A 19,123-nucleotide genomic window follows, 5' to 3' on the forward strand; every position below is an offset into this window, starting at 1 on the left:
CGCCTCGCCCGCCGCGGATGGTCAACGACGAGAACCACCGCGGATGGTCATCCCACGATGCCGGCCGTCGCCAGACTCACCCGCCGCCGGGCCGCCGCCTCGTCGTCGCCGAAGCGGTCGACCGCCCACGACAGGGCGAGCAGCAGCTCGTACACCTCATCGGCCGTGACGTCTTTTGTCTCGGCGGCCCGGAGGAAGACGTCGGTGCGGCTCACCAGGAGATCGGTCGCCGGCTGCACCGGCGAGGCATCCGCCGCGCGCGCACTCGCCAGGCAGTACGGCAGGTCGTGCCAGATCCGCAACTGCCACGTCAGCCGGACCAGCCACTCGGCCAGCGCCTCCCGGGGGGCCAGCCTGCTCGCCAGCTCGTCGGCCTCGGCCAGCGCCGCCTCCATGGCCGTCTCCATGACCGCGGCCAGCAGGTCGTCGCGGGTCGGAAAGTTCCGGTAGAGCGTCGCGTTGCCCACCCCGGCCCGCAGCGCGATCCCGTCGAGCGACGCCATCACCCCTTCGGCGTCGAAGACCTCCCGCGCCGCGGCCAGGATCGCGTCCCGGTTGCGCTGCGCGTCGGCGCGCAGCGGGCGCCGAACTGTAGCCATGACCACTCCTTCTTGACTAACTGGGGACCGCCCCCACATAGTCGTTTCCGGGGGCACTCCCCACTTCTCGAAGGAGTCTAGATGACCACCTCACTCGACGGCCGCACGGTGCTCGTGACCGGCGCCAACGGCGGCCTCGGCGAGCAGTTCGTGCGGCAGGCTTTGCAGCGCGGCGCGGCCAAGGTCTACGCCGCCGCCCGCTCGGCCCGGCAGTGGGACGACGCCCGCGTCCAGCCGCTGACCCTCGACCTCACCGACCCCGGCCACGCCTTCACGGCCGCACGGACCGCCACCGACGTCGACCTGCTCGTCAACAACGCCGCCGTCGCGCCCTTCGAAGACTCGATCTCCGGCCCGGAGGACGCCCTTCGCCAGATCTTCGAGACCAATTTCTTCGGTACGCTCCGGGTCGCGCGCGCCTTCACCCCGGTGCTCGCGGCCAACGGCGGCGGCACCCTGCTGAACATCCTGTCCTCGGCCGCCTGGGTCACCATGCCCACCGGTTACGCCGCCTCCAAGGCCGCCATGTGGTCCGCCACCAACGCCCTGCGCACCGAGCTCCGCCCCCAGCGCACCCAGGTCATCGGTCTGCTGGTCGGCATGATCGACACCCCGATGTCGGCCCGCTGGGACGTCCCCAAGGTCACCCCGGCCAGCGTCGTGGCCCAGGCCTACGACGCCGTCACCACCGGCACCCTCGAGGTGCTGGCCGACGACCAGACCCGCTATCTGAAGTCGCGCCTCAACACCCCGGCCGAGCAGCTCTACCCCTGGATCGACGAGCAGATCGCCGCCATGGCCGGCTGACGCCTTCTCAGGCGACGTTTTCGAGGACGACCGCGAGGGCCTGGCCGACGCCGATGCAGATGGCGGCCACGCCCCAGCGGTCGCCCGACTCGCGCAGGCGGGCCGCGAGGGTGCCGAGGATGCGGCCGCCGGAGGCGCCGAGGGGGTGGCCGATGGCGATGGCGCCACCCTTGGCGTTGACGATGGCCGGGTCGATGTCCCACGCGTCGACGCAGGCCAGCGACTGCACCGCGAAGGCCTCGTTCAGCTCGACGGCCGACACGTCATTCCACGTGATGCCGGCGCGGGCCAGCGCGCGGTCGGCCGCCGCGACCGGCGCGTAGCCGAACATCGGCGGCTCGACGGCCGACACGCCCCGACCGGCGACGCGGGCCAGCGGCGCGCGGCCGATCCGGTCGGCCGCCTCCTCCGAGGCCAGGATCACGGCCGAGGCGCCGTCGTTCAGCGGGGACGCGTTGCCCGCGGTGATCGTGCCGTCCGGGCGGAACGACGGCTTCAAGGCCGCCAGTTTCGCCGCCGTCGAGCCGGGGCGGATGCCCTCGTCGCGGGTCAGGCCGTCGACCGGCACGACCAGGTCGTCGTAGAACCCCGCCGTCCACGCCGCGTCGGCCAGGTTGTGGGAGTTGGCCGCGAACGCGTCCTGCCGCTCCCGGGAGATGCCGAACTTCTCACCCAGCATCTCGTTCGCCTCGCCCAGCGAGACCGTCCACTCCTTCGGCATGTTCGCGTTGACCAGCCGCCAGCCCAGCGTGGTCGACACCGCCGTCACGTTGCCGGCCGGGAACGCCCTCGACGGCTTCGGCAGCACCCACGGCGCCCGGGTCATCGACTCGACGCCGCCGGCCACCACGATGTCGGCGTCGCCGGTCTCGACGGCCCGCGAGCCGATCATCGCCGCGTCCAGCGACGAGCCGCACAGCCGGTTCACCGTCGTGGCCGGCACTTCCACCGGCAGCCCGGCCAGCAGCACGGCCATCCGCCCGACGTTGCGGTTGTCCTCGCCCGCCTGGTTGGCGCATCCCCACACGACGTCGCCGATGGACCCAGGGTCAAGGTCAGGAGCTTTCCCCAGTACGCCGGTGAGCGCGGCCGCCGCGAGGTCGTCCGGCCGCGACTCGGCGAGGGCGCCACCGAAGCGGCCGAACGGCGTGCGGACGGCGGCGTACAGATAAGCCGAGCTCATGTCTCCAACCTAGGCCCGCCCCCGAGAGGGCACCAATACTGAATCCGACTGGATTGAGAGCTTCACGATATGAAAGCCAGCGCCTGCCGGCTTCGCCGGATCAGCCCGCGCTCTCCAGGGCGCATTGACAGGAATCCTGATCGGCGTCAACGATCAGGACTCCTGCTGCGGGAGGCGAGTATGGACGGCATCGACGTCGGCGCCCTGGACGCCATCGACGTCCACACCCACGCCGAAGTGGGCAAGGACGGCCATCAGTCGCTGAGCGGCGAGTTGCTCGCCGCCTCCGAGGCCTACTTCAAGGCGCACGGCCATCGCCGGCCGACGATCGACGAGATGGCGTCCTACTACCGCGAGCGCCGGATGGCCGCCGTCGTCTTCACCGTCGACGCCGAACACCTGACCGGGCACCCGCGCATTCGCAACGAAGAGGTCGCCACGTCGTGCGCGGCCCATCCCGATGTGCTGATCCCGTTCGCCTCGATCGACCCGCACCGCGGCCGGGCCGGCGTCCTCGAGGCACGCCGCCTGGTCACCGATCACGGCGTCCGCGGCTTCAAGTTCCACCCGAGCCTGCAAGGCTTCGGCCCGTCGGACCGGCTCGCCTATCCGCTCTACGAGGCGATCCAGGACCTGGGCGTCCCCGCCCTCTTCCACACCGGCCAGACCGGCATCGGCGCCGGAGTGCGCGGCGGGGGCGGCATCCGGCTGCGCTTCTCCAACCCGATGCTCGTCGACGACGTCGCAGTCGATTTCCCCGACCTGCGCATCATCCTGGCCCATCCGTCCTTCCCGTGGCAGGACGAGGCCCTGGCCGTCGCCACCCACAAGGAGCACGTCTACATCGACCTGTCCGGCTGGTCGCCGAAATACTTTCCGCCGCAGCTCATCCGCTACGCCAACTCGCTGCTCCAGGACAAGGTGCTCTTCGGCTCCGACTACCCGGTCCTCACCCCCGACCGGTGGATGGCCGACTTCACCGCCCTGGACATCAAACCCTCCGTACGGCCGAAAATCCTCAAGCACAACGCGGCCCGCCTGCTCGGCCTGTCCGAACAGGACGGTCGGAAATGACGCTGGCCCTGCAACCCGCCTTCACCCTCACCGTCGACCTGGCCGAGCCCCGGGAGGTGGGCCGCACCCTCGCCGGCCACCGCCGGGTCATCCCCATCCTCGGCGGCACGGTCACCGGCCCCGCCCTGACCGGCGAGGTCCTCCCCGGCGGCGCCGACTGGAACCTGGTCCGCCCCGACGGCGCCATCCACGTGTGGGCGCGCTACGAACTCCGTACCACCGAAGGCTTTGTGGTCTCGGTGACGAACGAGGGCCTGGGCGAGCCGGGCAAGCCGATACCGACCCGCCCGGTCTTCGAGGTCCCCACCGCCGGCCCCGCCTGGCTGTCCGTGGGCTTCTTCCTCGGCGAGCTCCGCCTCGGCGACCACCCGGGCCAGGTCCGCATCGCGGTCAGCCAGGTGATCCCCGGCTGACCCCGGGGCGGCTCGGACGGGCATCGACCGCGCGTAGGGCAAAATGGCCGGGTGAGCTCGATTATCAAGTTCTTCGCGGCCGTCGATGACGAGGTCGCGGCCGGTGTCGCCAAAGAGGGGCCCGGTGCGACGTTCGAGCCGATCACCTACGGCAACTTCGACGTGTGGTCGACGCTCGAAGAGCTCGAGAGCATCCTGACCGGCCGCGACCTCGAGGAGGTCCTCGACGAGGGCGGCCCCGAGATCATCAGCGGCGACGGCGAGCCCATGCTGCTGCGCGTCCCGGCCGTGCTCGTCGAGGCCCTGGCCCGGGCCGGCAGCGAGACCCTGTCCGGCGCCGCCGAGCAGTGGATCTCGCTGCGGGCCGAGGACGGCGAGGCCCTCGACGAGGAGCTCGGCCACGAGATCGTCGGCGAGCTGGCCGCCACCGCGTCGAAAGCCCAGCGCGCCGGCCAGTCCCTCTACTGCTGGGTCTGCTGAACCCCGGCCAGCGCCTGGGCGAGCTCGTCCGGCCCCGGCCGGAAGAAGCCCGCGTCCATGACCAGCACCGGCCGGCCATCCCGATGGCGGACACGCGGGAGATCACGGTTCGGCTCGGCGACGCGCAGGGCGTAAAGGTCGCGCGGCTCGACCTCCAGCACGGCGAACAGCCCCGAACGGCGCACCCGGGCCGGCCGGCCAGCGCGGCGACGACCAGCCGCAGCACCGCGACCCCGATCGCGGCGCCGATCGGTGGCAGCAGGAGCATCCGTACCGCGCTCACCCGAAACATCGGAACGCTCCTGTCAGATAGTCATCGACACGGCCGCGGTCGTCCACGAGAAGGCCTCGAACCCGAAGGTCCCGCCATTGTGCCCCCACACCGTCGTGCCGTCGACCAGTTGCCGGCGCGCGATGCCGAGACCGTGGTCGAACCCCTGCCCGGTCGTCCGTAAGGCACACAGTGCGGCGCCTGTCCGGGCGCGACCAAGTCGATGGGCGGGGTGGTGTGCGCGGCTCTCGTCCGGCCCGTCATCGCCTGGATCGAGCGGGCACCGCGCAACGGCGCGTCAACTTTGGAGCGCGGCGGCCAGCTCGCGGCGTGAGGTGATGCCGAGCTTGGTGAAGATCTTGCGGAGGTGCCATTCGACGGTGCGGGGGCTCAGGAACAGGGAGGCTCCGATCTCCGGGTTGGTGCGGCCGGTCACGGCCAGGCGGGCGATCTGGGACTCCTGGGCGGTGAGCTGTTCGGCCGTGCCGGGAGTCTTGGCCCGGACCGTTTCGCCCGTCGCGGCCAGTTCGCGGGCGGCGCGGGCGGCGAAGGCCTCGGCGCCGATCGTGGTGAAGGCCTCGTGGGCCCGGTGCAGCTCGGCCCGGGCCTCGGAGCGGCGGTTCTCGCGGCGCAGCCACTCGCCGAACAGCAGGCGGGCTCGGGCGGCCTGCATGCCCATGCCGGCCGCGGCGAACGAGGCGATGCCGGCCCGGTAGCGGTCCTCGTCGGCCCGCACGAGGGCGTCGGCCAGCGCCTGCACGCCCCGCGCCCAGTCCGTGCCGGCCACCGACGTCCGTTCCTGGAGCAGGGTGCGCGCCGACTCGGCCTCGTCCGGGGCGTTCACGCGGGTGGCCGCCTCGACCAGCTCGCCCAGGTTCCAGTGGTAGATGGCCAGATCGGGGTACGCGGCCGCCTCGCGGGCCGCGTCGAACGCCGCCTGATAGTCGCCCAGACCGTTGCACAGCGCGGCCTTGAAGTAGCCGGCGATGCCGAGCGACCATCCCTCGCCCCGAGCGGCGGCCTCGCGGAACATGGCGTCGACGAGCTGCGAGGCGTACGGCTCCCGGCCCCGGTAAGCCGCCAGCGGGACCGCCCCGGAGAGCTGGAGGGCGCTGCCGGTCGCGCGCATGAGGCCCTCGGCCTCGTCGACGAGGCTGGACGAGTCGTCGAGGCGGCCCAGGTAGTGCATGACGCCGGCGCGCAGGGCGAGCGCGTTCGGCAGCAGCGAGAGCGCCCCGGTGTCCCGGGCCACCTGCACGGCCCGCGACGTCACCTGGTCGAGCACGTCGAAGCGGAACATCTCGTACGCCATCGGCGCCGCCAGCCAGATCAGCCGCAGCTCGGCGTCGCTCATCCGCGTCATCGCGTCGACGGCCCGGTTCATGGCCGGCGCCGCCTCGGCGTACCCCTCGAGAATCCAGGCCGTCAATCCGGTCAGCATCAGGCCGGCCAGGTCGTCGCCGGGTGGCGCCGAACGGGCGGCCTCGGCCGTGGAGCGCAGGAAATCCGGGTCGGCGCGTCCGGTGTGGACGGCAGCACCGATGGCCGTCAGATAAGTCTCGCGGGCCGCGGCCGGATCGAGGTCGCGCAGCTGCTCGGCCGCCGCGAGAAGCGGAGGACCGGCGGCCCGGCCCGGATTGAGCACGAACGTGACGTGGGCGCGGATCTGCTCCACCCCGGCCCGCTGCAACGGCGTCAGCACGCCCATCTCGGCCGCGCCGAGCAGCTCCGGCACCTGCCCGAACGAGCCGGCGTCGGAGTGTGCCCGGGCCGCGGCCAGCAGCAGGGACACGCGGCGATCGGGGTGCAGGGTGAGCTCGGCCGCGCGTTCCAGGAAGGCGGCCGCGGCCGGCCAGCCGCCCCGGGCGCGGGCCCGGTCGGCCGAGCGCTCCAGCTCGTCGGCCACCTCCTCGTCGGGCCCGGCGACGGCGTGAGCGCGATGCCAGGCCCGGCGGTCGGGGTCGGTCACCGGATCGGTGACCTCGGCCAGGACCCGGTGCACCTCACGCAGCTCGGCCGCGCTGCCGGAACGCCACGCGGCGGACCGCACGAGCGGATGGGGGAACCGGGCCCGGCGGCTCAGGTCGATGAGCTGGGCGGTCTCGGCCGGAACCGCCGCCTCGGGCCCGATCTTCAGCAGATCCAAAGCCCGCCACAGCAGGTGTACGTCGCCGACGGGCTCGACCGCCGCCGCCAGCAGCACCTTGCGGGTGTCGGCGGGCAGGGCCGCGATGCGGCGCTGGAAGCTGTCCTCGACCCGGCCGGCCAGCGGGGCCGCGCTCAGCCCGCCGAAGCCGAACGCCATCTCGGCCGTCGACAGCCCGCGCGGAAGCTCCAGCAGGGCCAGCGGGTTGCCCCTGGTCTCGGCCACGATCCGGTCGCGGACCCGGGCGTCGACCGGCCCGGCCAATGCCGAATCGAGCAGCTTGCGGGCGTCGGCGTCGGAGAGCCCGTCGATGGTCAGCTCGGGCAGGCCGGGCAGGGACTCGGCCGGTGTCCGCACGCCGAAGACCAGGGCCACCGACTCGGCGTCCAGGCGGCGGGCCACGAAGGTGAGGATCAGCTCGGACATCCGGTCGAGCCACTGCACGTCGTCGACGATGCAGACCAGCGGCCGCTGCGACGCCGCCTCGGCGAACAGGCCCAGCACGGCCAGCCCGACCAGCAGCGCCTCCGGCGGTTTGCCGGCGGCGAGCCCGACCGCGGTGGCCAGGGCCGCCCGCTGCGGTGCGGGCAGCCGGTCCAGGTGTTCGAGCAGGGGCGCGCACAGCTGCTGCAACGCCGAATAGGTGATCTCGGACTCGAGCTCGACTCCGGCCGCCCGCAGCACCCGCAGCGCCGACGCCTGCTCGGCGAGGTGGTCGAGCAGCGCGGTCTTGCCGACGCCGGCCTCACCCCGCAGCACGAGGGCATGGCTGCGCCCACCCCGTACGTCGCGCAGGAGGCGGTCCAGCGCCTCACGTTCGCGCCGCCGCCCCCGCAGCCTCTCACCAGCCACGAGATCACTCCCCCCTGCCGCAGCGTAGCCCTATTCGCGCAGGTCGCCCCAGGCGTGCCAGGTGTCGATCTCGACCTGCACGGTCACCCGGGGCCGCTCACGGTTCGCGTAGGGCGCGCCGGTGTAGTGGACCGCGAGCCGGTCGATGTCCTTGAGGCCCTCGTCGTCGGCGATCGAGACGACCCGCCCCTGGACGCTCACGTGGCTGTACCAGTCGTCGCCGGCCAGCACGGTCAGCGAGACCCGCGGGTCGCGGTGCAGGTGCTTGAGCCGGGCCCGCTTGGCGTCGAGGCCGAGCAGCACCCGCCCGTCCTCCTCCAGCAGGTACCAGGTGGCGACGGTGACCGGCCGCCCGTCCGCGGCGACCGTGGCCATGACCGCGGGGTGGGGCTGCCGGAGGAAGTCGATGAGCTTCTGCGGAAGCGGGATCTTGGACATTCGGGGAGCCTAACCGCCGGCCGTGGGGAAACGGCCGGCGGTGGCGCGTGGGTCAGGACACGGCGACGTCGAAGACGTGCATGATGCCCTTGTCGGTGGACTGCGGAAGGATCACCGCGTCGACCGTCTTCGTGCTGTCGAGGGCGGCCGGAGCCGTGGCGAAGACGCGGAACGTGCCGTCGCCGGCGGTGCCGTTGGCGTTGTTGCGACCGGTCAGGGTGATCAGGGCGGTCGGGTCGGCCGCGGCCCAGTCGGCGAGCGTGACGGTGACCGGCTGGGTGGTCTTGTCGGTGTAGACGACAGTGGCCGTGCCCGTGGACGGGCCGTTGGTGGCCAGGCCCAAGAACGAGACGCTGGTGGCCTTCCTGTTCTTCAGGTCGACGCGCTGGCCGTGCGGGATCCAGTTGTCGGGCGTTCCCGGCTCGGCGGTGGGCCAGGTGAAGGTGATGCCGGTCTGGCCCAGCGGCAGCGACGCGCCGGGGGTGGCGCCGGCCGCGGCCAGGCTCTCGCGGGAGAACGACCAGTCGCTCAGGTCCATCGAGCCCAGGTTGCCCTGGCCGTTCGGGGTGGTGCCGGCGTTGTTGCGGGCGTCCGCGCCGTCCGTGTACGACGGCGGCACGTCCGCGGCCCCGGTTCCCCACGTGCCGGGCGTGGCCGCCATCGTGAAGTCGAGGCGGCCGGCCGTCCGAGCGTCCACCCAGTTCGCGCTCGTCTTACGACCGTTGACCTTCAGGGACGACACATACTTCTTGCCATTCTGTACGCCCGGAGCGGTGATCCGGAGGTCACGGTGCCCGTCGACCGGGTCGATCGTGATGCTCTTGAACATCGGAGCGCTGATCAGCAGGTCGCCGGTGCCGTAGACGGCCGGGTAGACGCCCAGGTTGGCGAAGACGTACCACGCGCTCAGCGAACCCTGGTCGTCGTTGCCGGGCAGGCCCGACGGCGTCGTGTCGTACATCTCGGAGACGGCCCGGTAGAGCACGTCGGTGGCCTTGGCCGGCGCCTGGAGCCAGTTGTAGACCCACGGGGTGCCGAAGGCGGGCTGGTTCGACAGGTAGTTGCCGGTCTGGGTGTACGCGCCGGCGTCGAGCTGGGCCATCAGCGTGTCCAGCTGCGCGGTGGCCGCGGCGGCGCCGCCCCGCTTGGCGATCAGCGTGGACATGTTCTGCGGGACCAGCCAGCCGTACTGGTAGCCGGTGGACTGGTTGAACTGGCCGCGGCCGGCACCGTCCTCCCGGACCCGCAGGTCGAAGCTCCGGTCGAAGCCGGTGCGCTCGCGCGGGCGGACGTGCTGGGTGACCGGGTCGAAGACGTTCATCCAGTTCTGGGCGCGGCCCATGAAGAACTTGTAGTTCGCGAGATCGCCTTCTTTGAAAGCCAGCCGTGCGATCGCGAAGTCGTCGATCGCGTATTCGAGGACGCGCGACGTGGCGAAGTCGCCCTTGCGGTTCTCGATCAGGCCGGTCGCGAAGTACTGGTACGCGTCGGAGCGGCTGCTGGCGACCGCGGGCAGCTTCTGGGTGGCGACCATCGAGGCCAGGGCGGCCTTGCGGTCGTAGCCGGTGATGCCCATGTCGTCGAGCGTGGCCAGGATGACCTGGTAGTTGTCGCCCTGCATGCGGGCCGCGCCGGGCGCCCACGAGCCCTTCTGCTTCACCATGTCGACGATCGACTGCGCCATGTCGCCGGCGACCTTGGGGAAGGTCAGCGCGATCAGCTGGGCCTGGCTGCGGTACATGTCCCAGCCGGAGCCGGCGAAGTTCAGGTTCTCGTAGAAGTGCCGGCCCTTGGCGACCACGTGCACCTGGTTGTCGTAGCCGAGATACTGGCCGTTGACGTCGTCCCGCACGTTCGGGTGCAGCAGGGAGTGGTAGAGCGCGGTGTAGAACGAGGTCCGCTGCGCGTCGGTGCCGCCACCGATGTCGATCGTGCCGAGCGCCCGCTTCCATTGGGACGCGGCGTCCCGGCGTACGGCATCGAATCGCTCTTTACCGACCTCCTTCTCCCGGTTCGCGGCCGCATTCGCGACGCTCACGTAGCTGAAGCCGGTCTTGGCGGTGACCTTGGCGCCGTCGGCGAAGGTGATCCACGCGCCGGTGTCGTGGCGGTAGTCGACGCCGGTGTCGGTGGTGCTCTTGATCGCGTGGGCCGAGCCGGCGGTCATCTCGCCGTCGTTCCAGGTGCCGTACGAGGCGAACGGCTTGTCGTACGTGGTGGAGAAGTACGCCTTGTAGAGGTTGCCGACGTCGCAGACATCGGTGCCGTACATCCAGCCGCTGACCGTCCGGGTGGCCGGGTCGATGGTGACCTCAGAGCCGAACGACCGGTTGTTCTGCCCGGACACGTCGAGGATCAGGGTCGCATTCTCCGAGAAAGAGAAACGGCTTACGGCCGTACGGGCGCCGGCCGTCAATTCCGTGGTGATGCCATTGTCCAGGGCCACCTTGTAATAGCCCGGCTGCGACACCTCGTTGGCGTGACTGAAACTCAGGTAGTACGGCTTCACGTCGGCCGACGGGTTGGTGGGCAGGACGCCGTCGGTGAGCTCACCGGCGTACGGAATGGTGGGGAACTCGTAGCCGCCGTAACGGCCGGTGCACCCCGTGCCCGAATAGCGTGTCAGGCCGAACCCGCGGATGAGACCGGCGGTGTATTCGTAGCCGCCCTTCTCCCCCACCAGCGCGTTGCCGGCCTTGTAGGTGGTCGGGCTGGGCTGCACCATGCCGAACGGCACGGCGGCGCCCGGGAAGGTGTTGCCGTACGCGTCGTTGCTCTTGTTCTGCGTCGTGTCCATCTCGGTGCCGATGAACTGGTTGACCGCGTCAAACGGCGCCAGCTCCCGGTGAGCGTCCGCGGGCGTGGCCAGCACCGCGGTCGAGAGGATCGGCGCCAGCGCGAGCGCCAGATACCGGATGCGCATTCGTGTTCCTTCGAAAGGGGTGTCGATCAACAGCGAAGCATCCTGTCCCCAGAGGACCCCCACGTGACCAGAAGTCGAACAACAGACCTTTTCGCGCGTACGGATTAGCCCGCTCGGGCTTCCACAGACGGGCGACTGACCTGGGGCTCGATGGTCGGCAGGATCGGCCGCATGGATGCGACGGCCACGGCCTGGGTGATGACGACCGCCGTCCTGGCGGCCGTCGGCTGGGGAACGTCGGACTTCCTGGCCGGCGCGCTGACCCGCCGCGTACCCCTCCTGACGATCCTCATCGGCTCCCAGATCGCGGCGATGATCCTCGTCCTGCCGGTGGCGGTGGTGCGCGGCCTCCCACCGGCATGGGACGCCCGGCTGTGGCTGGGCGCGGCCGCCGGCCTGATCGGACTGCCGGCGATGGGCCTGCTCTACCGGGCGATGCGCGACGGCTCCCCCGCGGTGGTGGCACCGGTCGCCGCGATAGCCGCCCTGATACCCGTCGGCTGGGGCCTGCTGCACGGCCAGCGGGTCGGCGCTTTCGTGGTCGTCGGCGTGGCCGCGGGCCTGGCCGGCGCCACGATGGCCAGCTGGCCGGTGCCGGGCCTGCCCCGCAGCCGCCCCCGATGGCCGGCCGCGGTGTGCGCCCTGGGCGCCGCAGTCGGCTTCGGAGCGTTCTTCGTGCTCCTGCACGAGGCGGGCGAGGCGGACGAGTTCTGGGCGGTGGCCATCGCCCGGATCAGCGCCGGCGTAGCCGCCACAGCTTTGGCGGTCCTGCTCGGCCAGTGCCGGCCCACCCTGTTCCAGCCGAAGATCTTCTTGGTCGGCGCCTCCGACGTCGGAGCCGACGCGGCGTTCATCGTGGCGGCCGCGTCGGCCCTGGCCCCGACGGCGGTGGTGGCGTCGCTCTACCCCGCGGTCACGCTGCTGCTCAACCGCCTGGTCCTGAGAGAACGACTGCACACCATTCATCTGTACGGGGTGGTCTCGGCCGTTTTCGCCGTGGCTTGCCTGGCTCGATGACCACATGCGATAATGGACAGGCAATCGGGAATTAATTATCGCGCCTTACACCATTAGCATAGCCGAGCCTTCTGAGCCGCTGCTAGTTTTCGCGTCCCGTTTGCACAATGCCTACACCTTTCCCGGCAATGCTGGATCGCGCCCTCCCCGGCCCCCACATTGGTCCTCGTCCAGCAATAGCCGAAGGCACCGGGGGACGCTCTCATGGACTTGCACGCGGTATTTCGCATGCTCACCATCACCAGGTTCAAAACAGCCGGCACGTCGTCGTCGCGGGAGATCGCGCTGAAGGCCAGGCGGAGGGAGGACCAGCGCCTGCTCCGCTTCGCTGACCGTCGCCGCTGAATGAGGCACACAACGACGACACCGCCCACAAAGATGACGGCAACGCTGATCGCCAAGCCGGCGAGCGGAGCGGGAAGACCGAACAGCAGCCCCAACACCTTGAAGGCGGCCCGCTCACAATCACAGCTGATCCCGGCGCGGCCGAGACACGATGGCCACGGCCGCGTCCACCTCAGCCGGTGTTCAACCACTCCCCAGCGTTACCGACTTCCGCCGGCCACGACACATACTGGCCTTACCTGGTACGCGATCACGGGGGGAGTGTGTTCCGTTGACCATTCCGCAGGATGTCGGCCCTATTCCGCCGCGCGGGCGCCACACGGGAGAGCGGGCGAGCGGCGATGTCGTTCTTCAACTGCACGAAAGGTGGATAAGTCACAGGCAGGCGATCCAGGGTCTGCTTCGGGAGAAATATCTGTACGCCGCCCGAGCCGAGTCCTACGGCACCGTCAAAGATCCGCGCAAACTCCTGTCGTCGAGGATCGAGGCCATCGCCGCCGAGGAGACCATGCGCCTGGGCGAACGTCTCCGGGAGCCTCAAAGTGGCACGTGAAGCACCTCCTGGGCCGCTCGCCGGTAGATGACGGTGCGGCCGGCGTCGCGGAAGCCGATTCGGTGGTAGAGCTCGCGTGGCACCGGGCAGGCGGCGTCACCGCGGGGGCACACCACGGCGAGGGTGGCGCCGGCGCCGGAAGGTCGGCGTCCAGATCACGGACGCAGTGCCGGAAGAAGGGCTCGTCCACTTCCCGGTATCCGGCATCTTGGAGGCCACCGACCAGCGCCGCGTCGGAGTCCATCGCCGTGACCGTCTGCTCGACCGGGCCGGCCGCCTCGTCGAACCAGCGCAGCATCTCGGGCACCAGATGCGGCGGCGCATGCGGTTCGAGCCGCCCCGGCGGGCCGAGACAAGCCCAGCCCACGACCTCACCGTCCGCGCCCCGCCACATCCGCACCGTGCGGTCCAGCAGGCCCGGCCGTTGCCAGGCCAGGTCCCCGACATGCCAATGACTGTCCACCGTCCAGCCGCGCTGAACGGCCCGCTGCATCGCGGCCACCAGCGAGTCCTGCTGGGCCGAGTAGAACAGGGCGGTGGTGGCCCAGTCGTGAGGTGACTGCTCGTATTCGCCGTCGGGCGGCGCCGGAACACTCGTCCGAGGTGGCTGCGCCCTTTCGAGCACGCCCCAGCAGAAGCCGGACTCGTCGAAGGGCGGCGGCACCGGATCTCCCCGGCGCAGGGCGGCGACCGCCGGGGCGAGTTCGGACAGCCCGACCAGAGGCGAACTCGTACGAGTCGAACCACAGAACCCGTCACCTCTCCGCGCCCCGCGGCGTCCGAGGCATCATCCCGCACTGGCCGGGCAGGAGGTTGTCTCCCGCCCGGCCGTGCGGTGGGCGGGGCCTGTCAGCGCTGGTGGAGCAGTGCGTGCGTACGGCTGATCTGGGCCCACGACTTCGGGGCCTTCTTGGCGGCCAGAGTCGCCGCGACCGCGACTACCGGCTTGGACGGGGTGTAGAGCCACGCCTGGAAGAGGGCGTCCAGGTCCTTGCCCGAGATCTTCTCGGCCAGGGCGGTGAACTCCTCCGTGGTGGCGTTGCCGTAGCGGTGGTCGGCGGCCCACGTGCGCAGGATCTCGAAGAAGTCGTCGTCGCCGACGGCCAGGCGCAGCTGGTGCAGGGTCATCGCGCCCCGGTCGTAGACCGCGTCGCCGAACAGCTGGGCCACGCCCGGGTCGGCCGGAGCCGTGGTCCAGACGCGGGCGTCGGCGGGATACGTGGCGTACAGGTAATCGAAGATCTCCTGCGCCGTGCCCTCGCCGTTCTCCTCCGACCAGAGCCACTCCGCGTAGCTGGCGAAGCCCTCGTTGAGCCAGATGTGGCGCCAGTCGGCGACCGACACCGAGTCGCCGAACCACTGGTGGGCGTTCTCGTGCACGACCACCGACGTGTTGGAGCCGCGGGTGAAGAAGGCCGTCGCGTAGTTGGGGCGGGTCTGGTTCTCGAGCGCGCAGCAGAGCGTGTTGGGCGGAGCCACCACGCCGCCGCGGGCCTCGAACGGCCACGGGCCGAAGATCGTGGTCTCCCAGTCGGTGATCTCGGCCGTGCGCTCGACGCTGGACTGCGCCGCCTCACGGAGTTCCTGGGTCATGAGCTGCGAGTACGCGTTGTAGACGGGCTGGCCGTTGGCGGTCGTGTCGGTCGTGACGTCGTACTGGCCGATGGTTATGAAGGTCAGGTAGGTGGCCTGCGGTTTGAGGGAACGCCAGCTCCAGCGGGTGTAGCCGAGAGTCTCGCGGACCGGCGGGCGCGGCATGGTGCCGTTGCTGATCGCCTCGACGCCGTCGGGCACCGACACCGACACGTCGAAGGTGGCCTTGTCGGTCGGATGGTCGTTGCTCGGGTACCACCACCAGGCGATCTCCGGCTCGCCGATCGCCATGGCGCCGTCCGGCGTGCGAATCCAGGCGGTGAAACCGGCCGCGACCTTGGTCGACGGCACGCCCGAGTAGCGCACCACGACCGTCATGGCGCCGCCGTCGCGGACCGGGCGGGCCGGCGTGACGACCAGCTCGTGATCGCCCTGCCGGGCGAACGTGGCCGGGCGGTTGTTCACCAGCACCGAGGACACGTCGAGCACGAAGTCGAGGTTGAAGCGGCTGAGATCCTGGGTGGCGGTGGCCAGGATCGTGGTGGTGCCGGTGAGCGTGTCGGTCGCGGGGGTGTACCGCAGGCGGATGTCGTAGTGGGACACGTCGTACCCGCTGTTGCCGTAGTCCGGGAAGTAGCTGTCGCCCACCCCGGGGCCGCCGGGAGCGGGCGCGGCCTGCGCCGGCACCCCCGTTCCGGCCAGGGTCACCACGATGGCGGTCAGTGCCACGAGCAGTCGTCGCACGGGACTTTCCTTCCGTCGATGGAACGGTCACGCCGAACATATCGAAGACCTTCGAAAGATCGCCGCCCCGTTTCCACTGGACCTTCACCCAGGGGCAGGCCCCACGATCGGCGCCGTGGAGCTCTTCATCGACCGGCGGCCCCTGCGGATACCCGCCTTCCGCCGCCTCTGGACGGCCTCGGCGGTCACGGCCGTGGGCGGTTCGTTCAGCCTGATCGCGGTGCCGACCCAACTGTTCACCCTGACCGGGTCGTCGGCCCTGGTCGGGATGTCGGCCGCGGTCTCGCTGGCCACGCTCGTCGTGTCGGCGCTGTGGTCCGGCGCCCTGGCCGACGCGATCGACCGCCGCCGGCTGTTGCTGGCCGGCAACGGCGGACTCGGGCTGGCCTATCTGGGCTTGTGGCTGAACGCGGCACTCGGCCTCGACTCGATTCCGCTGATACTGATCATGGTCGGGGTGCAGAGTGTCAGTCTCGGCGCCGGCCTGACGGCCATGGGTGCCGCGGTGCCCCGCGTGGTGCCGGCCGAGCAGTTGGTCGCGGCCAACAGCCTGAGTTCCCTGACCAGGTACGGCGGCGCCGTCGCGGGCCCACTGCTGGCGGGGGTGCTGATCCCGGTGACCGGGCTGGGAACGCTGTACCTGCTCGACTGTCTCGCGCTCGGCCTCGTGCTGTGGGCGGTGGCCCGGCTGCCGCCCATGCCGGCGCCGGCGGCCGGCGCGACGGGCACGTTACGCCGGCTCGGTGACGGCTTCCGCTATCTCGCGGGGCGCCGGGTGCTGATCGCGATCCTCGCCGTGGATCTGGCCGCGATGGTCTTCGCCCTTCCGCACGCGCTGCTGCCGGAGGTGGCCGAGCGCACCTACGGCGGGCCGGCCGGCGGCGGCACCGGGCTCGGGCTCCTGTTCGCGGCGTACCCGGCCGGGGTGCTCCTGGCCGCCCTGCTGTCGGGGACGTTCAGCCGGGCGCGGCGGCACGGCGCGCTCATGGCCTCGGCCGCGATGGCCTGGGGCGGCTGCGTGGTGATGCTCGGGCTGGCTGCGAACCTCACGGTCGCGGTGGTGGCGCTGGCGCTCGGCGGCGCCGTCAACTTCGTGCTGAGCGCCTTTCGCAACGCGATCTCCCAGGCGCACACCGATGACGCTCTCCGCGGGCGCATTCAGGGCTCGCTCACGGTCGTCCTGATGGGCGGTCCTCAGCTCGCCAACATGCTGCACGGTTTCGGCGGTGCGGTTCTCGGCGCGCGCCCGGCGATCGTCGCGGGTGGAGCACTCACCGTACTGACGGTCGCGCTTCTGCTCCGGGGGTTGCCCGAGCTGTGGCGGTACGGCCGGTGAGGCAGGCGACCGCGAGACCGGCCGGCGCGAGCGGGAGCAGGTACGCGGCCCAGTGCGCCACCGTCATCAGCGCGGCCGCGGCCGCGGCGCCCGCCACCAGGGACGCCAGCTGGAGCAGCACCGGCCCGGCTTTGCGCAGATCCCCGGTCAGGGCGGTGGCCAAGGCGCCGGTCATGTAGGTGGTGGAGGCGCGCAACCGCAGCCCGACCACGCTCTGCCCGCCCATCGCCATCGCCGCCACCGCCAGCAGGATCCGCCTGCCCCACACGCCCGGGTCGGTGAGCAGCCCACCCGCCACCACGGCGAGCAGCGCGAGCTCCACCAGCAGCGGAACGGTCACAGTCCGGGGCAGAAAACGCCAGATCAAGACCCCGATTGCGTACGCCGTGACGGCGATCGCCACCGGGACGACCCGGCCCGCGTCGGCCGCGCCGATCCCGAACCCGAGCGTCACCAGGTTCCCGGTGATGATGCTGGCGAAGGCCCCGCCCAGCACGGTCAGCGCCAGCAGGTCGACCGACCCCGCGGTGGCCGCCAGCAACATCGCACCGGCCCGTTCTCTCATGGGCCGAGTAGATACCCCGGCGCCCGGCGCCACAGGCGAAAACGTGAGCCACGAGTCAGGGCCACCCGGACGGCGGACACGGCTGACCGAGTGACCGCTTCCGTACGGCGCGTAGTCGATCTATGTTGCTGGATATTTGCCGTCATCGAAGGGAGTTCACCGTGCGAAGACGCCTCATCGGCGCGGCCGCCGTCGCCGTACTGCTGGGAAGTTTCGCCCTCTCCGCCCCCGCCCAGGCTGGGGGCAGCAGCATAAAGGACCTGCCCCGGGCGGTCACCCTGGCCGGGGTGCTGCGGCACCTCGTGGCGTTCCAGGCGATCGCCGACCGCAACAACGACACGCGCGCCTCGGGCACCCCCGGGTTCGACCGCAGCGCCGACTACGTCGCCGCGCTGCTCAAGCACGCCGGATACAAGGTCACCCGGCAGCCGTTCGACTTCAACTACTGCACCGACGAGGCGTCCACCTTCACCCAGAACGCGCCCACCCCCACCACCTATGTGGACCAGGAGGACTACGACGTCCTGGACTGCTCGGGCGGCGGCACGGCGACCGGCGCGGTCGTTCCGGTCGACCTCGCGCTGACCACCCCGAACACCAGCACGTCGGGCTGCGAGGCGGCCGACTTCGTGGGCGTGGCCGGCAACATCGCGCTCCTGCAGCGCGGCACCTGCTCGTTCGGCGTTAAGGCGGCGAACGCGGAAGCGGCCGGCGCCACCGGCGTCATCATCATGAACCAGGGCAACACGACCGCGCCGGACCGCCAGGACCTGTTCGCCGGCACGCTCGGCGCCCCGGTCGGCATCCCCGCGGTCTCGATCTCGTACCCGCAGGGTGTCGCCTTCGCCGGCACGGCGGGCCTGAACGTCACCATCACGGTCGAGGCCGAGGCCGAGGTGCGGCCCACCAGCAACGTCATCGCCGAGTCCCGCTGGGGCGACCCGAACGAGGTCGTCATGTCCGGCGCCCACCTCGACTCCGTACCCGAGGGCCCGGGCATCAACGACAACGGCACGGGCAGCGCCGGCATCCTCGAGACCGCGTTGCAGGCCTCGAAGTACAAGACGAAGAACAAGCTGCGGTTCGCGTTCTGGGGCGCCGAGGAGGCCAACCTGGTCGGCTCCACCTACTACGTGACCAACCTGCCGGCCGCCGAGCAGGCGAAGATCGCGCTCTACCTGAACTTCTACATGATCGGCTCCCCGAACTACACGTTCGGCGTCTACGACGGCGACGACTCGGCCGCGTCGGGCTCCGGCCCGGGCCCGGAGGGCTCGGCCCAGATCGAGGCGGTCTTCCAGAAGTTCTTCGCGAAGCGGGGCGAGGCCACGTCGGCCGCCGACTTCACCGGCCGCTCCGACTACGGCCCGTTCATCGCCACCGGCATCCCCGCCGGCGGCCTGTTCACCGGCGCCGAGGTCGAGAAGACCGAAGCGGACGTTGCCCTGTGGGGCGGCGTGGCCGGCGCGGCGTACGACCCGTGCTACCACCAGGCCTGCGACAGCTTCACCCCGGAGAAGGACGGCGCCGACAAGGCCCTCTACAAGCAGCTCCGCAAGAAGTACCACCTGATCGGCAACATCAACGCCTACGCCCTGGACGTCAACGCCGACGCGGTCGCCACCGCGGTGGCCACGTTCGCCCAGGACACGTCCACGATCCCGCCCCGCCCGGCCACCGCACTGGCCGCCAAGGCGGCCCCCTCGGCTCACGGCACCGCACTGAGCTGACCGGCTGACCACAGCAGAACAACAATGGCCGAGGTCGATGTCAGATCTCGGCCA

16 protein-coding genes are annotated in these 19,123 nt (G+C 71.0%); 7 read left to right on the forward strand and 9 right to left on the reverse strand.

Going from position 1 to position 19,123, the window contains the following annotated elements; all coding sequences use genetic code 11:
• Positions 1–47 precede the first annotated feature (47 nt).
• On the reverse strand, positions 48–599 hold the full coding sequence (locus CRP55_RS36110) for a TetR/AcrR family transcriptional regulator (protein ID WP_097326455.1): 552 nt from the start codon (positions 597–599) through the stop codon (positions 48–50).
• Positions 600–680: 81 nt separating this feature from the next.
• Between CRP55_RS36110 and CRP55_RS36115 the strand changes: the two genes are divergently transcribed.
• A complete protein-coding gene (locus CRP55_RS36115; protein ID WP_097326336.1) occupies positions 681–1,406 on the forward strand; it encodes an SDR family oxidoreductase in 726 nt (241 codons plus the stop codon).
• A 7-nt stretch (positions 1,407–1,413) separates the two neighbouring features.
• Here the strand turns inward: CRP55_RS36115 and CRP55_RS36120 are convergent, their stop codons facing one another.
• Complete coding sequence (locus tag CRP55_RS36120) at positions 1,414–2,589, reverse strand: thiolase family protein (protein ID WP_097326338.1); 1,176 nt, start codon at positions 2,587–2,589, stop codon at positions 1,414–1,416.
• 180 nt (positions 2,590–2,769) lie between these two features.
• Here CRP55_RS36120 and CRP55_RS36125 point away from each other — a divergent pair, with 180 nt between their 5' ends.
• The 3 genes from CRP55_RS36125 to CRP55_RS36135 are packed head-to-tail and all read left to right on the forward strand — an operon-like array spanning position 2,770 to position 4,556.
• On the forward strand, positions 2,770–3,663 hold the full coding sequence (locus tag CRP55_RS36125) for an amidohydrolase family protein (RefSeq protein ID WP_097326340.1): 894 nt from the start codon (positions 2,770–2,772) through the stop codon (positions 3,661–3,663).
• A complete protein-coding gene (locus tag CRP55_RS36130) occupies positions 3,660–4,076 on the forward strand; it encodes a DUF3237 family protein (RefSeq protein WP_097326342.1) in 417 nt (138 codons plus the stop codon). Before CRP55_RS36125 ends, CRP55_RS36130 begins: the two co-directional genes overlap by 4 nt.
• Positions 4,077–4,127: 51 nt before the next feature.
• The gene (locus CRP55_RS36135) at positions 4,128–4,556 is read left to right on the forward strand and encodes a hypothetical protein (RefSeq protein ID WP_097326344.1); all 429 of its coding nucleotides are present in this window, start codon (positions 4,128–4,130) and stop codon (positions 4,554–4,556) included.
• Here the strand turns inward: CRP55_RS36135 and CRP55_RS36140 are convergent.
• The 4 genes from CRP55_RS36140 to CRP55_RS36155 all read right to left on the reverse strand — a co-directional run bounded on the left by CRP55_RS36140 (position 4,538) and on the right by CRP55_RS36155 (position 11,186).
• Positions 4,538–4,717 (reverse strand): hypothetical protein, encoded by a 180-nt coding sequence (locus CRP55_RS36140; RefSeq protein ID WP_143235155.1) that lies wholly within the window; start codon positions 4,715–4,717, stop codon positions 4,538–4,540. The two genes, CRP55_RS36135 and CRP55_RS36140, sit on opposite strands and share 19 nt — an antisense overlap.
• A 408-nt stretch (positions 4,718–5,125) precedes the next feature.
• Entirely contained in the window at positions 5,126–7,825 is a 2,700-nt protein-coding gene (locus CRP55_RS36145) for a helix-turn-helix transcriptional regulator (RefSeq protein ID WP_097326348.1), read from the reverse strand.
• A gap of 30 nt (positions 7,826–7,855) precedes the next feature.
• The gene (locus CRP55_RS36150; protein ID WP_097326349.1) at positions 7,856–8,263 is read right to left on the reverse strand and encodes a PPOX class F420-dependent oxidoreductase; all 408 of its coding nucleotides are present in this window, start codon (positions 8,261–8,263) and stop codon (positions 7,856–7,858) included.
• A gap of 52 nt (positions 8,264–8,315) precedes the next feature.
• A complete protein-coding gene (locus tag CRP55_RS36155; protein ID WP_097326351.1) occupies positions 8,316–11,186 on the reverse strand; it encodes a GH92 family glycosyl hydrolase in 2,871 nt (956 codons plus the stop codon).
• Between the two features lie 171 nt (positions 11,187–11,357).
• Between CRP55_RS36155 and CRP55_RS36160 the strand changes: the two genes are divergently transcribed.
• Positions 11,358–12,203, forward strand: coding sequence for an EamA family transporter (locus CRP55_RS36160; RefSeq protein WP_245923589.1), 846 nt, complete (start codon positions 11,358–11,360; stop codon positions 12,201–12,203).
• Between the two features lie 794 nt (positions 12,204–12,997).
• Here CRP55_RS36160 and CRP55_RS52410 read toward each other — a convergent pair.
• Entirely contained in the window at positions 12,998–13,765 is a 768-nt protein-coding gene (locus tag CRP55_RS52410; RefSeq protein ID WP_143235157.1) for a hypothetical protein, read from the reverse strand.
• Positions 13,766–13,950: 185 nt separating this feature from the next.
• A complete protein-coding gene (locus tag CRP55_RS36165) occupies positions 13,951–15,438 on the reverse strand; it encodes a M1 family metallopeptidase (RefSeq protein WP_097326354.1) in 1,488 nt (495 codons plus the stop codon).
• A gap of 115 nt (positions 15,439–15,553) precedes the next feature.
• Here CRP55_RS36165 and CRP55_RS36170 point away from each other — a divergent pair, with 115 nt between their 5' ends.
• On the forward strand, positions 15,554–16,774 hold the full coding sequence (locus tag CRP55_RS36170; RefSeq protein WP_218854791.1) for an MFS transporter: 1,221 nt from the start codon (positions 15,554–15,556) through the stop codon (positions 16,772–16,774).
• Here CRP55_RS36170 and CRP55_RS36175 read toward each other — a convergent pair.
• Positions 16,710–17,339: a DUF1275 family protein gene (locus tag CRP55_RS36175; protein WP_097326356.1), complete on the reverse strand. Its 630-nt coding sequence runs from the start codon at positions 17,337–17,339 to the stop codon at positions 16,710–16,712. The two genes, CRP55_RS36170 and CRP55_RS36175, sit on opposite strands and share 65 nt — an antisense overlap.
• A 161-nt stretch (positions 17,340–17,500) precedes the next feature.
• Here CRP55_RS36175 and CRP55_RS55145 point away from each other — a divergent pair, with 161 nt between their 5' ends.
• Positions 17,501–19,069 (forward strand): M28 family peptidase, encoded by a 1,569-nt coding sequence (locus CRP55_RS55145; protein ID WP_245923590.1) that lies wholly within the window; start codon positions 17,501–17,503, stop codon positions 19,067–19,069.
• Positions 19,070–19,123: the final 54 nt, after the last annotated feature.

Origin of the sequence: Paractinoplanes atraurantiacus (assembly GCF_900215205.1) — a bacterium.
In the GTDB taxonomy this organism is placed as follows: Bacteria; Actinomycetota; Actinomycetes; order Mycobacteriales; family Micromonosporaceae; genus Actinoplanes; species Actinoplanes atraurantiacus.

Coding starts and splice junctions, on each gene's coding strand:
- CRP55_RS36110 (WP_097326455.1), bottom strand. CDS start 599: ATGGCTACAGTTCGGCGCCCGCTGCGCGCCGACGCGCAGCGCAACCGG.
- CRP55_RS36115 (WP_097326336.1), top strand. CDS start 681: ATGACCACCTCACTCGACGGCCGCACGGTGCTCGTGACCGGCGCCAAC.
- CRP55_RS36120 (WP_097326338.1), bottom strand. CDS start 2,589: ATGAGCTCGGCTTATCTGTACGCCGCCGTCCGCACGCCGTTCGGCCGC.
- CRP55_RS36125 (WP_097326340.1), top strand. CDS start 2,770: ATGGACGGCATCGACGTCGGCGCCCTGGACGCCATCGACGTCCACACC.
- CRP55_RS36130 (WP_097326342.1), top strand. CDS start 3,660: ATGACGCTGGCCCTGCAACCCGCCTTCACCCTCACCGTCGACCTGGCC.
- CRP55_RS36150 (WP_097326349.1), bottom strand. CDS start 8,263: ATGTCCAAGATCCCGCTTCCGCAGAAGCTCATCGACTTCCTCCGGCAG.
- CRP55_RS36155 (WP_097326351.1), bottom strand. CDS start 11,186: ATGCGCATCCGGTATCTGGCGCTCGCGCTGGCGCCGATCCTCTCGACC.
- CRP55_RS36160 (WP_245923589.1), top strand. CDS start 11,358: ATGGATGCGACGGCCACGGCCTGGGTGATGACGACCGCCGTCCTGGCG.
- CRP55_RS36175 (WP_097326356.1), bottom strand. CDS start 17,339: ATGAGAGAACGGGCCGGTGCGATGTTGCTGGCGGCCACCGCGGGGTCG.